Here is a 14,314-nt window from a genome sequence, read left to right on the forward strand (position 1 = left end):
TTGAGCAGACTGGGCGAAGGTGAAACAAGCGCATAGCATTGCCACCCAAGCCATGTACAACTTTTTCATGGATTGTTTTTTAGGAGAAGGAGTTAATTGTTTTGTAATTCGAGAGGGATAACATAGGACACTATGCGTTGTTGCCGGAAAAAGCCCCAATGAAGCTATTCTGCCAAGTATCTGTCATTTTAACAAAAACGTTTATCTTTCTGCCCGCACCCAATTCCTGGTACCTTCCCAATGAACCATGCCCCTAGTAAAGCTTAACATACCCACATTAGTCAGCGATCAGGTGATAGACGAGCAGAAACAGTTTGTGCTGCGCCCGCTTTTCCTTGAGTACCCGGTCGTTTTGCGCAGGCGTTACGACAACGCCATCCTCCAATACCAGAAAGAGGTAAAAAAAATTTTCCGGGGTTACCGCCTCAGCCGCCCGAAAGCCGATCAACTGTTGTGGTACTTATTCAACCCAGAGCTGCACTACCAGCAATTCGAGCTCGAGTTCAACCTCAACCGGCAGCTGGTCAAAGGGGCATTTGCGGCAGTGAGCTTCGGGCTGCAGGGCCATACCTTTGTTTGCCTTCCAGGACTGAACAATTTCATGTTCCTTTCCAGTGCGGCTACAAGCAGTGACCTTCGGTCGGAGTGCCGCAAGCACATCCGCAAGCTCATGTCCGATTTCCAGGCAGACGATCCTGACAATTTTAACACCCAAGACTACCTGGCCCGCCCGCAAGAGTTCATCCATGAAGTGGAAGTCACGGTCAACATAGCCTACCAGCCTTTTGAGTTTGAGGAAAAAAGCCCGATGGCCTTCCTGAGCAGCCTCTTAGAGGGCACAGAGTTTGACGGGGTACAAGAAATGGAGAAGGTAGGGCAAGACTGGAACGGCTTGTACCCTACCGAGCTCAGCCGGGCATATCAGCAAGACGAGCTTGTAGAACAGCTCTACCAGCTCATTTACCACTCCCAAGAAACACCTATTGCATTGGTAGGGCCCGAAGGGGTGGGCAAGCATACGATGGTACAGGAAGCCATATGGAGATACCGTTCTGAAACCTATGGCAAGGCCAAAGGCCGCCAACAGCGCATTTGGCGTGTAGACCCTACCCGGATCATTGCTGGCATGAGTGTGGTGGGCATGTGGCAAAAAAGGACAGAAGCCATCATCCGATTTGCCATCAACCCCACTGAGAACAGCAGGGGCTGCGATAAAATCCTCATCGACAACCCAATTGCCCTGCTTAGGATTGGCAAGTCTGCTCAAAATGACATGAACCTAAGCGATGTGCTGCAGCCTTACCTCGAACAACGGCAGTTCCAGCTCATCCTGATCGCGACCCCGGAAGAGTGGAAAGCGCTGCAAGAACAGGGCCGGCGCTTCAGCAGTTTGTTCCGGTTGCTGCGCATTCAAGAGCCGCCTTTGTCCAAGGTCATCGATATCATCCTGGAAAAACGCCGGCAGCTGGAGCGCGAACAAGATACCAGTATCAGTATTAAGGCGATTGAAGAGCTCTTGAGCATACAGCGGAATTTCTTGAGGCGCAAACCACTGCCAGGCAGTGTCATCCGGCTCATGCAGCAGCTGGCCGTGAAGCACCGGCTAGGCTATGTCGATAGCCCCGAAGTCCGGGCAGAGTTCCAGGCGATCTCAGGGATGAAAGAACAGGCTTTCGCCAACACTTCCCCCGCCGGGGCAGAAGAGACGGCCAGGCAGATTGGCCAGAAGCTGGTAGGGCAGCCGCAGGCTGTCCAAGCACTAGCCGACGTGGCCCACCTTGTACAGGCCAAGCTGACCAACCCCAACAAGCCCATCTCTTCCTTCTTGTTCGTCGGGCCTACGGGAGTCGGCAAAACACAGGCGGCTAAAGTCCTTTGCGAACACCTCACAGGAGACGCACAGCAGCTGGTCCGTTTTGATATGAACGAATACATCGACAGCTCAGGCGTCCAACGGCTGATCGGGGACTATTACAACCCGGAAGGGCAACTGACCGGGGCGGTGAGGTACCGCCCCTTTAGCATCTTGCTGCTGGATGAAATCGAAAAAGCGCACCCGCTTGTCCATGACCTGCTGCTGCAGGTGCTCGACGACGGCAGGCTCACCGACAGCCTCGGCCGCACAGTGGACTTCTCAAATACCATCATCATTTTGACCTCGAATGCCGGGGCGCGGGAAGCAGGCTCCCAACTGGGCTTTCAGACCGATGAGCAAGCCCAGGCCCATGCCTACCGCAGGGCCATGGAGCAGACCTTCCGCCCTGAGTTCATCAACCGCATTGACCACACGGTCGTGTTCAACCCTTTGCAGCCGGAGCATATCCTCGGCATTGCGCGCCTACAGATTCAAGAGCTGCTAAGCCGGGACGGGTTCGTCCGCAGAGCTACCATCCTGAATATCTCGCAAGAAGCCCTGCAATGGGTATCTCACCGTGGCTTTGACCCCAGAATGGGGGGGCGGGCACTGAAGCGTCAGATTGAGCGGGACCTCACCGTCCTCTCTGCAGAACAGTTGCTGGTCAACCCACAATCAGAAGCGCCAATTATTTTTGAAATCGGGCTGCAGGGGCAGCGGCTTTCCCCTAAGGTCACCCCCTTGTCTTTTGTGGAAGAGCTCAGCGAGGGGTGGCTGCCCCACCTTCCGGAAGAGACGCGGGGCAAAGCTTTCTACAATCAGCTGCTCCGGTCTTTGGAAAAACTGCGGGAAAACCTCTCCCGGTATGAAGAGAACAAAGAGCAGCATACTCCGCTCGTATTTGAAGATGGCCAGCCTGCAGGCGGGCTGAACTGGCAGTACTATCACTTTAAGGCTAAAGTAGAGGAAGCTCGGGAAGCCATCAGGAATATCAGCCTGGGGTTCCGCGATAAGTACTATAAAATCGGGCCGGCCATCCCCTTGCGCCTTAAAGCAGTCAATATCGTGCCCAAAAGCGATTGGTCGACCAAAGGGCTGCGGGAAAACGTAAAAGACCGGTTGTTCCAAAAGGAAGGCATACAGGAAATCAGCGACGCTTATCAGTATGCCAAAGTGCAGTTTGATAGCCTGAAATCTGAATTCCTTAACAATTACCTGAAGGTCGCCCTGTTCAACCTTCAACAACAGGCACTGCTCGGACAGCGCCCCGCCAAAACAACGCTCCGCGTACGCTCCCTCATCAATGACAGAGGGCAAGAGCAAGCCCTATACCTCTTGCGCCGGTACGAAGCCTTTTTCCAGATGCTGGACCTGTCCCACCAATGGCCGGAAGACAGCCCATACTTTACCCTCGAAGCTTATGGCATAAAGGAACTGCTAGCCGGGGAGACAGGCGTCCACCTGTTTTACTATGCGCATCAGAGCCCCATCCCCATTCAGGTCGCTTTTGGGGATAAACCTACAGCAGACGGGCCCCTTGATGTGGTCAGGGTCTATCATGGCAATCATACCGTGACCGATATCCGCAGCGGTTTTTCCAATGACTTCAATTTCACCTCAGCCGAGCTCTTCCTGATGGTCTATGCAGGCATCCCCCAAAAAGTGCGGCAGGCCATCGCCCCTGTTTAGTGCCTGTTTGGAGCGCTTATGCGGATAATGTCTGCTGAAGCTTGGCGCAAAGCAATACAACGTTGCTGAAAGTGCCTACTACCTGCTGCCCTTCCAACAATTGGAAAGCGCCCTCGGGGGTGATACTGATGGTGTAACGGGAATGGACCTGAAATTGATCAGGCGCACGCTGCTCTGCTTGGAGGTTGAAATGGCGCAATGCACAAAGCAGCAGCTCTCGTGGGTTGGAAGCTTGCATAAGTGTAGGAGCTTTTACGAACAGGCAATAGTTTATTTCAGCTTTGATTACCGGGACGGCATTGTGCTTTAAAAGGGCTATCTCGCCCACGCTTGGCGCTTTTCCGCCGCCTCAGCAATGAAAAAGGTTTTGCGCAAAAAAGAGAAAGGCAACCTAGAGCGTATTTGAAGCTCTAAAACGATGCCGGCGCATCAAGGCTATCGGACAGCCCACTTAGGCCATGTTCTGCAGAACGGCTGTAGATGGGCTGAATGCATCGTAAGATACTCTATTAGTACAAAAAACTCAAGTGGGGCCAAACAGATTATCGCCTCATTTAGGCTCGCCCCTGCCGTAAGGATAGGGGCCTGCCCCTGCCGCTTAGGAGGGAGCCTGACAGCAGGTGCCGCTATGCTCCGGGGCTCGCTGCCCGCTCGGCCCTGACGGGCTTGCCACCCCTGCGCAGCGCTAGGCCGGCCCCGTCATGGGCCTTGATGTGCCGGGCATCAAGGCAGAAAAGCCAAGGCCAGCCACATGTTGGCTTGGCGCTGGTTTAGCGCGCTATGCCCAATTCAATAAGGGTTAAAACTTCGAAGCCGCTTCTTTTTTGATCGCAAGCAGAGCCTTATCCACAGCAAGCGATTCCTGCTGTTCCAAGACTTTGAAAATCATCGCTGCCAGCTGTTGCCCTGTAGCTTCCGGGCCTGCTTTTTCTGCTACCAACGAAATGATGTTCACCGATTCGTCCCTTGCAATTTTGATGATTTCCCAAAGCTGAGCCGAGACATATACTTGTTGGGTAATGTTGTGCTCATACTCCTGCTGAACGGAAAGCATCAAGGCAGCGCGCAGGGCTTTGGCAGACATCCCCTCGCGGCGGGTGCGCAGCAATAGCCCGGGGAGGGCAATGCGCTCACAGAACAGAGAAAGGCGCTCGTAAGCCTGCATCTTCATTGGCAAGCTGGCCTGCTGCAGGTCTCGGCTTATTTTCAGCTGCTCGAGCTGCTGCTGATTCTCCATATAGGTTTTTAAGACCAGCCATGCCGCCACAAAGGTCAACAGCCCAGGAATGGTCAGCTTCAAAATTTCCAGCAGGATCTCCATGTTTATATATTTTGTGCTGCAAATAGACGAGAAAAAAGCAAAGGTAAAAACTCTAGGGCCCGGAAATCCAAATCACGCGCTAAAATGCACTGCCCCGAGAGCATGCCTCGCCCGGTACGTACAACCCCGCCATAGTTTTCCGGCTATGGTTCAAACCAAAGCAGGGCATGTGCTGTTTTGCCATGTGAAGCGCAGGTATTGGCCTGCCACTCTTTGACCAGAAACTTCTATCGACTGATGAGTACAGCAAATAAATCCGCCATTCAGGCGCCTGTATCCCTTACCGCAGGTGCCATACAAGCACTGAATGAAATCAAATCCAGCCAGAATATCAGTGATGAGCATGGGCTCCGCATTGGGGTAAAAGGTGGCGGCTGTTCCGGCTTTTCCTATATGCTGGGCTTCGACCTGCCCAAAGCGGATGACCAAGTGTTCGAGATTGAAGGCATCAAAGTCTTTATGCAAAAATCGCACGGCATTTACCTGCTGGGCATGGAAATTGACTGGGAAGAAGGGCTCAACAACCGGGGGTTCACCTTCAACAACCCCAATGCGACCGACACCTGCGGCTGTGGCACTTCCTTTTCCGCCTGACCTTCCCGGCTTGCCTGCAAAGAAAGAGATGCCCCACCCCTACGGAGGGGCATGTTTTTTTGCGCCAATTGTCAGCTGATAACAATAAGGTTTGAAATTCCTGCCGACAACTGTCCGCTTTTGTAGATATCCTCTATTTTGCGTTTTCTTCGCAATTATCCCCAGCCCCGTCAAAGCCAAGAGCCGTCAGCTTTTGAGCTCATCTGAACAACACCTTACGGACCTATGCACTTTCCCGCCTTAGCGGCAAGTAGTGCTCAATGCCCTTTTGGATTCAACATTCGACTATCTATAATTATTCACTAACCAACCATTCATGAAGAAATTAATCTTTACACTTCTTCCTGCTGCGCTGCTCAGCTTTTCAGCTCAAGCCCAGCAAATCGACACTGTATTTTACGAAGGCTTTGATGGTGGCATCCCTTCTACTTGGACCATCGGGCCGGGCACTCCCGAAGGTGCGGTATGGCAGTGGGCTGATGATGCACAAGCCAATGATGCGCTTGTAGACGGAGAAGTCGTCAACGCGCTGTTTTGGGGCCAAAACCCAGCCATCGGCAGCGCTAGTGCGGCCAACGGTGCAGCCATGTACAACTCTGATGTATATGACGGAGGCGGCGTAGGTGTAGGCCAGGGGCCTTTCCCCGGTACGCATTCCGGCACGCTCACTTCGCCTTCTATTGACTGTAGCGGCTTCGAAACCCTTTACCTTACTTTCCATCAGTATGCGCGGGCCAACGCCAACGCTGTTTCCACTATCTTGGAAGTGTCTGTCGACAGTGGCATGACTTGGACCGGTTTCCCGATCAACCCCGAAGTGGTTGGCAACGGCTCCACCCCTAGCACAGACCTGGAGATTGTAGACATCTCTGATGTGGCTGGCGGAGAGCCCAACGTACAAATCCGCTTTACTTGGAACGGCCGCTACTATTTCTGGCTGATTGATGACGTGCAGATCATCACCCCTCCTGCACAGGAGCTCGCGCTTGGCGACTTTTTCTACTCTCCGGCCAGCTACGCTACGCCTGAGTCGCAGATCGCAACCGACACCTTCGGTTTCGAAGCGGACATCAGCAACATCGGTTCTGCTGTGGCCACCAATGTGGTCCTCAAAGCCTCCATCCTTGAGCTGCTGGGCAACAATCAGACCAACCTGATCTACAGCGACAGCCTTGTGATCGCTGAGTTCCCTCCATTCACCCGCGACTCCACGGTACAATTGGAGAACACTTTCGCGCCTGAGCTGCCACAAGGGCAGTACCGCCTGCTGTATGAACTGTACTCACAGGACGGCACAGACTTCAACCCTGGCGACAATTCCGGGCAAGAGACCTTCGAAGTATCAGAATTCCTCTTCAGCAAAGAAAACGGCCCTGAAAGCGGTACCCGTACCGGCGACGGCTCAGACTACCAGTTTGGCAACTACTATCAGATGAGCCCGCTCTCTGGCGACAACTTCGTCGTGAGCACTGCTTCTTTCAGTGGTGTCAAAAACGCCTCCGACGGCCCGATCGCAGGGGAGCAGGTTACGCTCATCCTCTACCGCGTTGCGGATGACGTTGCCCCAGATTTCAACAACTTCGACACCGACCTCGAGAGCACTTCCCTGGAAGCCATCGGGTTTGCCATTTACACCTTCGAAGATGGCGACGGCGGTGAGCTGATCACTATCGAACTGACCGACCTGGACGGCAACAAGATCAACCTGGAGCCAGGTGTACGTTACTTCCTTGTTGGCGAATGGGCGGGCGATTCTGCAGATGTATTTGCCGGCACCAACGACAACATCAACTACTTCCAGATTTCTACTGTAGTGCGCACCTCACAGTGGTTCCTTGGCGGCTTTGGCCCTGAAACGACCTCTGTCATGCGCTTAGGTATTGAACTGGCGAATACAGCAGACGAAGTGGCGCTCCCTGAAGCTGCTATGAGCATCTTCCCTAACCCTGTGGCTGCGGGCAATGAGCTGAACGTACAAGTCGACCTCGAAGAGGCTTCACCGGCTATGCTCATCGTTGCAGGCATCGACGGCAAGGTCCTCAAAGTACAAGAGTACCCTAACGGTGTACAGCAGGAAACGCTGAAAGTGAGCACTGCTGGCCTTGCTGCTGGCATGTACCTTGTGCGCCTGAGCACGGACAACGGCACCAAGACCATGAAATTCACAGTAGCGAAGTAATTCGTAGCGCCGCTTTTAGTGGTATAGAAATGGCTGGCCCACCTAGTGTGAGCCAGCCATTCCACTTTCCGGCTATACGGGGAGCCGCTCCGAAATCAAAGGGCGTGAACCCAAATGTCGCAGGCGTTTTGGTTTTCCGGGCTTTAGCCTGGCATTGGCCTAGCGCTGCGAAGGGGTGCAAGCCCGATAGGGCCGAGCGGATAGCGAGCCCCGTAGCATAGCGGCACCTGCCCTTGCGGCAGGGGCAGGCCCCACTCTCTAAGCATTGGCAGACAACGAGCTGGTTTGCGCCCAAATCAAATACCCTAAATGGCCATAGCGCGAGATCAGGCATACATTAATACCGATCCCCGCTGCTCTAGGTAACGCTCGAATTCTGGGGCTTGCGCTATGCTCAAAAGCGTATCGGCTGCTTCATCCTCCTCCACCCAGCGGCGGACTGCATCGTCGCCATTCAGGATGTCGATGGGCAACAGCTTTTCTTCGTACTCGAAAGGGGGCTGCCTCCACTCTAGGCACCCAGACTCTTGATAAACCCCTTGCAGGGCCAGCAGTGATGTCAGCCAGGGGTTGAAGCGCGGGCCTGTAATGTGCAGCTGATAGCCCCCACAGGACTGCCCCTGCCATTTTTCGAAAGTCGGCTCAAAAAACACTGGGCGCAGCCTGCAATCTTCAGCCCCACCTGCCTTCAGGCGCTCTTGCAAACTATCCAAGTGCCTGAACGGATCAAAACCCGGGTGGCCAAAGAGCTCGAAAGGCCGGGTAGTGCCCCGCCCTTCAGAAAAATTGGTCCCTTCCCAGAGCACCTGCCCTGGAAAAACATGGGCTGTCTCTAGCGAAGGTATATTGGGAGAGGGGTTGACCCATGGCAGCCGGCAATCGCGCCAAGCCATATTCCTCCCCCAGCCCTCCATAGCGACTACTTCCAGATCACATTGGACACCCAAGTGCCGTACGCCCAGGAGGGCCAGTTCGCCCATGGTAAGGCCGTGCTGCATAGGCAAAGGGTACAAGCCGATAAAAGACCTGAACCTGGGCAACAGCACATTCCCCCTTACTCTAGTGCCGCCAAGCGGGTTCGGCCGGTCGAGCACCCAAACCGGGATGCCGGCCTGGCCGCAAGCTTCCATGGCCAGCAGCATAGTGACTGAAAAGGTATAAGGCCTTGCGCCAATATCCTGCAGGTCGACGACGAGCAGGTCTATATCCTGTAGCATCTGAGGCGAAGGCGTGCGGGCCTCAGCATAGAGGCTGTAGACGGGCAGCCCCAAATGTGGGTGCCTACTATGAGGCGTTTCTATCATATTGTCTTGTGCATCGGCAAAGAGGCCATGCTGAGGGGAGAAAATAGCCGCTAGCCGAGCGCCAAAAACCTGATGCATGGCCAGCACCCCATCCTTGCAGCCTGCGGTGACAGAAGCACTATGGCAAAGGTACCCAATACGGCCGCCGGCTTTACCCTGCAAGGCAGGGCTTTGCAGCAGCCGGCCGAGCCCGGTCTGAACGCTCATCAGGAGGGGTGTTTCTCACCTGTGCCCGAACGCTGCGCCGCAGCGATGGCTTTGCGCACGCTGCCGTGGTTTTCAAGCAGAGAGCGGGCCTCCTCGTAGGTCCCTCCTACTGCATTCTTAATGATTTTGGTGCCCCGGTCGACCAGCTTTTTATTACTGAGCTGCATATCTACCATTTTGTTGTCCAATACACGGCCGAGCCCGATCATGACACTCGTTGAGATCATGTTGAGGACCAGCTTTTGAGCAGTGCCTGCCTTCATCCGGGTAGAGCCTGTAACGAACTCAGGCCCAACAACCACTTCAATGGGGTGGTCTGCGTATTCGCTCACAGGGGCGCCCGGGTTGCAAGTAATACCGCCGGTAAGTATCCCCTTCTCCTGGCAGCACTTCAAGCCATGCACTACGTAAGGGGTGGTACCTGAAGCTGCGATGCCAATGACCACATCCTGTGTGTTGACGAAATACTTGTTGAGGTCTTCCCAGGCCTGAGTGGTGCTGTCCTCCGCAAACTCGACTGCTTTCCGGATGGCAGTATCCCCGCCTGCAATAATGCCGATGACCCAGTCGGCAGGCACCCCATAAGTGGGCGGGCACTCAGAAGCATCGAGTATGCCGAGGCGGCCGCTCGTGCCAGCTCCTATATAGAACAGGCGCCCCCCTTCCTTCATCCTCACAATAATCTTCTCAACGAGGGCCGTGATTTCCGGTATCGCCTGGGCTACAGCCTGAGCAACTTTAGCATCTTCTCGGTTGATATTCTGCAGCATCTCCCCTACCGACATTTTCTCCAGATGGCGGTAGAGCGAAGGCTCTTCTGTTATCTTTTGCATTCCCTTTGTATTGTTATAGTTTGATGAACGGGAGCAGTAGCGCGCCCGGTAAATAGGCTCCTAAATCACAACAACCTCAGCGTGCCGGAGGAGTAAGCATGCAGGTAGGGATCGTCTGGCGGAAGCTCCGTGATCAGGTACTGTAGGTCTGACAATGGGCAGACCCTCATCTTTTGGGCGGTATTCAGCTTTTCCGAAATGGCCAAAGCCGCCACCTTTACAGATACCTCCACCATTGACTGCTTCACCTCTACCACATCCCAATCGCTATCGGTAAGGCCCGCCACAGGGTCGATACTGTTGGCCCCCATCAGGCAGAGGTCTGGGCGCAGCCCTTGCAGTTTGCGTACCACCTCCCCACCTGTACTGATCTGCGCCTGCCCTGAAATACGCCCCCCCAAGAAGATGGTCTCGCTCGAAGGGTGGCGTGCCAGCTGCATGGCAGTCGGGAGACTCACCGTGAAAAAGGTAGCCCTCAAGTCGGGCGGAAGGATGCGGGCGACCTCAAGGTTGGTGGTGCCCCCGCTGATCAGCACATGCATGCCTTCGCGGATAAGCCCCACTGCCTTCCGCGCAATTTCCGTTTTTTCCCGGTAGGCATAAATCTGATGCTCTTCGTAAGAGTACGCTTGGAAAGACTTCGATACCGCTCCCCCTCTGACTTTCACCAGCTTCCCAGCTTCTGCCAGCTCCTGTAGGTCGCGCCTTACCGTATCTTCCGAGACCTCGAGCATATCGCTCAGGTCGGCCTGCAGCACCTTATTATGAACATTGACCTCCCGGAGGATCAATGCTTGTCGCTCTGTTTTTAACATATTTTCGAGTTGGATTCTTCGCTTTGCAAACGGACAATTCCCCCTTCAATATAGCAAATTCTTGCAATACTAAGAACAAAGGCAAAATACCGCAATTTCTTGCAAAAGCCTGGTTTCAAAGGGGAGCGCCTATAGCCTCCCCCTGAAAACCAGGAAGAAATCCGTATTTTCAACTGACAGCAAGCGGGACACTTTTGTCCGGATACTGCCTCATTGCTGAAACAAAATTGCAAAATTTTGCACACATTATTGCATTAAATTGTAAAAATCACCTTATCATGCAGTTATAATTGGCAAAGGTTTCACACCTGGCCACGCCCCAAAGCCAAAAATACAGCCGCAAAGCTTGTGCCAGCAAGAACAAAACCACTGGCCTTTGCACATAGTCCATCATCTCTATAAACACCAGATTATGAAGTCAATCTCTCCAACAAGCTCTAAACGTTTTGCTATGTTGCTGGCTCTGGCACTGCCCCTAGCCGGCTTAGCGCAAAAAGCGCAGTACAGCATCAGCGGGGCTGTCACCGACTACTCCGGCCTGCCGCTTATCGGCGCTTCCGTTGTATTGACAGGCCCCAACTCAGGCACCGTTACCGATGTAGACGGGCAATACCTTCTCAGCGGAGAAGCCGATGCGGGAGCCTATACCCTGCAGGTGACTTATGTAGGCTACAGCCCTACGGAAAAGGAGATCACCTTGTCAGCAGGGCAGAATACGCTCAGCATAGACTTCAACCTGGCAGAAGATGTGCTGGATATGGAGGAAGTCGTAGTAGTGGGCTCTTCCGTCACGACCAAGCGCAAGCAGCTTGGCAACTCCATTAATGTCCTCAAATCGGACAAACTGACGGTGGCCAACCCACAGGGGGTGACCGGTGCACTGCAAGGCAAGCTGCCAGGCGCACGGATCACCCAAAACTCAGGGGACCCGGCCGGAGGTTTCAGCGTACAGCTCAGGGGGGCGAGCACGCTTTTGGGCTCCTCCGAGCCGCTCTATGTCATTGATGGGGTCATCATCAGCAACAGCACCACCAATGTGACCAACATCAATGCGGAAGGCGGGGCCTCCGTGCCCGGTACCAACCGGCTTTCGGACATCAACCCCAACGACATCTCCGACATCACGGTCATCAACGGTGCAGCGGCAGCAGCTCAGTACGGCTCGCGGGCATCCAACGGGGTTGTCCTCATCACTACCAAAAGGGGCAAATCTGGCAAGCCCTCCTTTAGCTACTCCTCGGGCTTTAATGTGAACGAGCTGCGCAAAAAAGTCTATGTCAACCTCCTGGGGCAGCAGTTCGGAAGCGCCGACCAACGGCTCTACCCGATAGCAGGGACAGACCCTGCGACCGGCAACCTCACCGTTGGGGCCAACTTTTCTTCCGAAACGGTGCCTGTAACCCGTTATGACTACCAAGATGAAATTTTCCAGACGGGCTATGGGACCGATCAGCACCTTTCTGTAAGGGGCGGCAACGAGCAGTCCAACTATTATGCTTCCCTTTCTTACACCTACAACGAAGGGATTGTCACCAATACGGACTTCCAACGCTATGGCGCCCGGTTCCGGTTCAACCAATCGGTCAACGATTGGGCGAGCTTCTCTATCGGTCTGAACTACAACAACTCTTTCTCCAATGAGAAGCCCGATGGCAACGTTTTCTGGAGCCCCGTCAATGCTTTCAATATCACCAACAATATCTGGGACATCACGCAGCGCGATGAGCTGGGCAACTTGCAAGCCGTTGAGCCTACCCGCGTGAACCCGCTGAGCGTTATCGAAGATTTTGATATCAACCAAGAGGTCAACCGTGCTATATCCGATTTTCAGCTCAAGCTGTTCCCCTTCAAAGGGTTCACCATCGACTACATCCTAGGCTTGGACACCTATGGGCAGGAGGGCAATATTTTCATCCCCCCTTACCCCTACAGCCCGGTCAACCCGACCTACTTCAACGACGGCTATGCTTCCACCGCGAACAACAACGTCTTCCTCATCAATAACGATATCAACGTGGCCTACGAGACAGAATTCGGGGGCATCACTTCCATCACCAAGGCAGGCTATAGCGATCAGTTCTCGCGCAACACCTATACCGTTGCCCAAGGCCGGGGGCTGGCCCCTTTTGTGGAGACGGTCAATGGCGCTAGTATCATCCTGAACCCCTCCTCCAATACCAATCAGCTGAGGATTTGGGGCTATTACCTGCAGCAGACCTTTGGGTTCAAAGACCGCCTCTTCCTGACGGCAGCCGCGCGCATTGACGCAGCCAGCTCGTTCAATGAAGACAACCGCAACATCCTTTACCCTAAAGTGAGCGCCAGCTATGTGGTCTCCAGTGAGCCCTTCTGGAAAAACAGCGCCCTTGGGCAGGCCGTCAGCCTCTTCAAGCTGCGCGCATCCTGGGGGCAGGCCGGCAACCTGACTGCTATTGGGCCATACGCCCGCTTTTCTACCTACAATACCGGGAACCTCGGCGGCAGTGTTGCCATCAACCAAAGCAACACCCTGGCTGACCCCAACGTACGCCCGGAAGTCAATACCGAAACCGAGCTGGGGGCAGACCTTTCCTTCTTGAAAGACCGGCTCGGCATGTCCTTCACTTGGTACAACCAAGATATAGACGACCTGCTGGTCAGCCGCTCCCTTGCTGCATCACAGGGCGGGCGGGCCATCACGACCAATGTAGGCTCCCTGGAGAACAAAGGTGTGGAAGTGCTCATCTATGGCACACCCGTACGCCGGCGCGACTTCAGCTGGGACCTTTCCCTCAACTTCTCCCGCAACCGCAATAAAGTGACCAACCTCGGGCAAGCCCGCACCGCAGTGGGCAACGTGACCGGCGCCCCTATTTTCCTGGTCGACGGCCAGCCGCTGGGCGTTTTCTTCGGCACCTACATTGCACGGGATGAAAACGGGCAGCCGCTGCTCACCCCTGAAGGCTTTTTGCAGCAGGAGCGCGGTGATGCCACGGCCAACCTGCCGCAGCGCGATGCCAATGGCCAGCCCACTGGCACACCCCTGCAGCGCGTAATTGGCGACCCCAACCCTGACTATATCTTGGGCGGCAGCACCACTTTCCGCTACAAGCGTTTTGGCGTGACAGCCGTAATCGAAAGCGTACAAGGCCAAGACGTATTCGACGCTGACCACCGCACCCGTCAGGGCGTCGGCATTGGAGAATTCGCAGAGCAAGAACTGACCGGCGAGCTGCCCCGCGGATGGATATGGGCCATGTACCCCATCTTGGAATGGCGGGTACAGGATGGCTCTTTCACCAAACTGCGGGAGCTGTCGGTGAGCTATACCATCCCTAAAATTGGCGGAGTATTAGAAAATACGACGATTTCAGTGGGCGGGCGCAACCTGTTCTCTATTGACAACTTCCCAAGCTACGACCCAGAGACCAACGCCGGAGGGCAGAGCAACCTGATGCGCAATGTGAACTTCGGCAACGTGCCCATCCCACGGGTTTATACCCTCAACATCCGTACTAATTTCTAAACCTTACCCCGA

Annotated in this window: 9 protein-coding genes; 4 read left to right on the forward strand and 5 right to left on the reverse strand. The window is 54.5% G+C overall.

Annotated elements, in window-relative coordinates:
* The first annotated feature begins 247 nt into the window (after positions 1-247).
* On the forward strand, positions 248-3,544 hold the full coding sequence (locus FRY97_RS06460; protein ID WP_147166631.1) for an AAA family ATPase: 3,297 nt from the start codon (positions 248-250) through the stop codon (positions 3,542-3,544).
* Positions 3,545-3,560: 16 nt separating this feature from the next.
* Here FRY97_RS06460 and FRY97_RS06465 read toward each other — a convergent pair whose 3' ends face one another.
* Both FRY97_RS06465 and FRY97_RS06470 read right to left on the reverse strand, forming a co-directional pair.
* Entirely contained in the window at positions 3,561-3,782 is a 222-nt protein-coding gene (locus tag FRY97_RS06465) for a hypothetical protein (RefSeq protein WP_147166632.1), read from the reverse strand.
* Between the two features lie 561 nt (positions 3,783-4,343).
* Entirely contained in the window at positions 4,344-4,865 is a 522-nt protein-coding gene (locus tag FRY97_RS06470; RefSeq protein WP_147166633.1) for a DUF7935 family protein, read from the reverse strand.
* 237 nt (positions 4,866-5,102) lie between these two features.
* On the opposite strand from FRY97_RS06470, the gene FRY97_RS06475 reads away from it, so the two are divergent.
* Positions 5,103-5,459 (forward strand): HesB/IscA family protein, encoded by a 357-nt coding sequence (locus FRY97_RS06475; RefSeq protein WP_147166634.1) that lies wholly within the window; start codon positions 5,103-5,105, stop codon positions 5,457-5,459.
* A 316-nt stretch (positions 5,460-5,775) separates the two neighbouring features.
* Entirely contained in the window at positions 5,776-7,638 is a 1,863-nt protein-coding gene (locus FRY97_RS06480) for a T9SS type A sorting domain-containing protein (RefSeq protein ID WP_147166635.1), read from the forward strand.
* Between the two features lie 326 nt (positions 7,639-7,964).
* Here the strand turns inward: FRY97_RS06480 and FRY97_RS06485 are convergent, their stop codons facing one another.
* From FRY97_RS06485 to FRY97_RS06495, 3 genes are all read right to left on the reverse strand, one after another.
* A complete protein-coding gene (locus tag FRY97_RS06485; RefSeq protein WP_147166636.1) occupies positions 7,965-9,149 on the reverse strand; it encodes an exo-beta-N-acetylmuramidase NamZ family protein in 1,185 nt (394 codons plus the stop codon).
* Positions 9,149-9,982, reverse strand: a complete 834-nt coding sequence (murQ, locus tag FRY97_RS06490) for an N-acetylmuramic acid 6-phosphate etherase (protein ID WP_147166637.1) — start codon at positions 9,980-9,982, stop codon at positions 9,149-9,151. The genes FRY97_RS06485 and murQ overlap by 1 nt, the downstream gene beginning before the upstream one ends.
* A 65-nt stretch (positions 9,983-10,047) precedes the next feature.
* Positions 10,048-10,797, reverse strand: a complete 750-nt coding sequence (locus FRY97_RS06495) for a DeoR/GlpR family DNA-binding transcription regulator (RefSeq protein WP_147166638.1) — start codon at positions 10,795-10,797, stop codon at positions 10,048-10,050.
* Positions 10,798-11,209: 412 nt separating this feature from the next.
* Here FRY97_RS06495 and FRY97_RS06500 point away from each other — a divergent pair, with 412 nt between their 5' ends.
* Positions 11,210-14,302 carry a SusC/RagA family TonB-linked outer membrane protein gene (locus FRY97_RS06500; RefSeq protein ID WP_246141604.1) on the forward strand — a complete coding sequence of 1,031 codons (3,093 nt, stop codon included), beginning with the start codon at positions 11,210-11,212 and terminating at the stop codon, positions 14,300-14,302.
* Positions 14,303-14,314 lie beyond the last annotated feature (12 nt).

This window comes from Phaeodactylibacter luteus (assembly GCF_007993045.1).
GTDB classification, from domain to species: domain Bacteria; phylum Bacteroidota; class Bacteroidia; order Chitinophagales; family Saprospiraceae; genus Phaeodactylibacter; species Phaeodactylibacter luteus.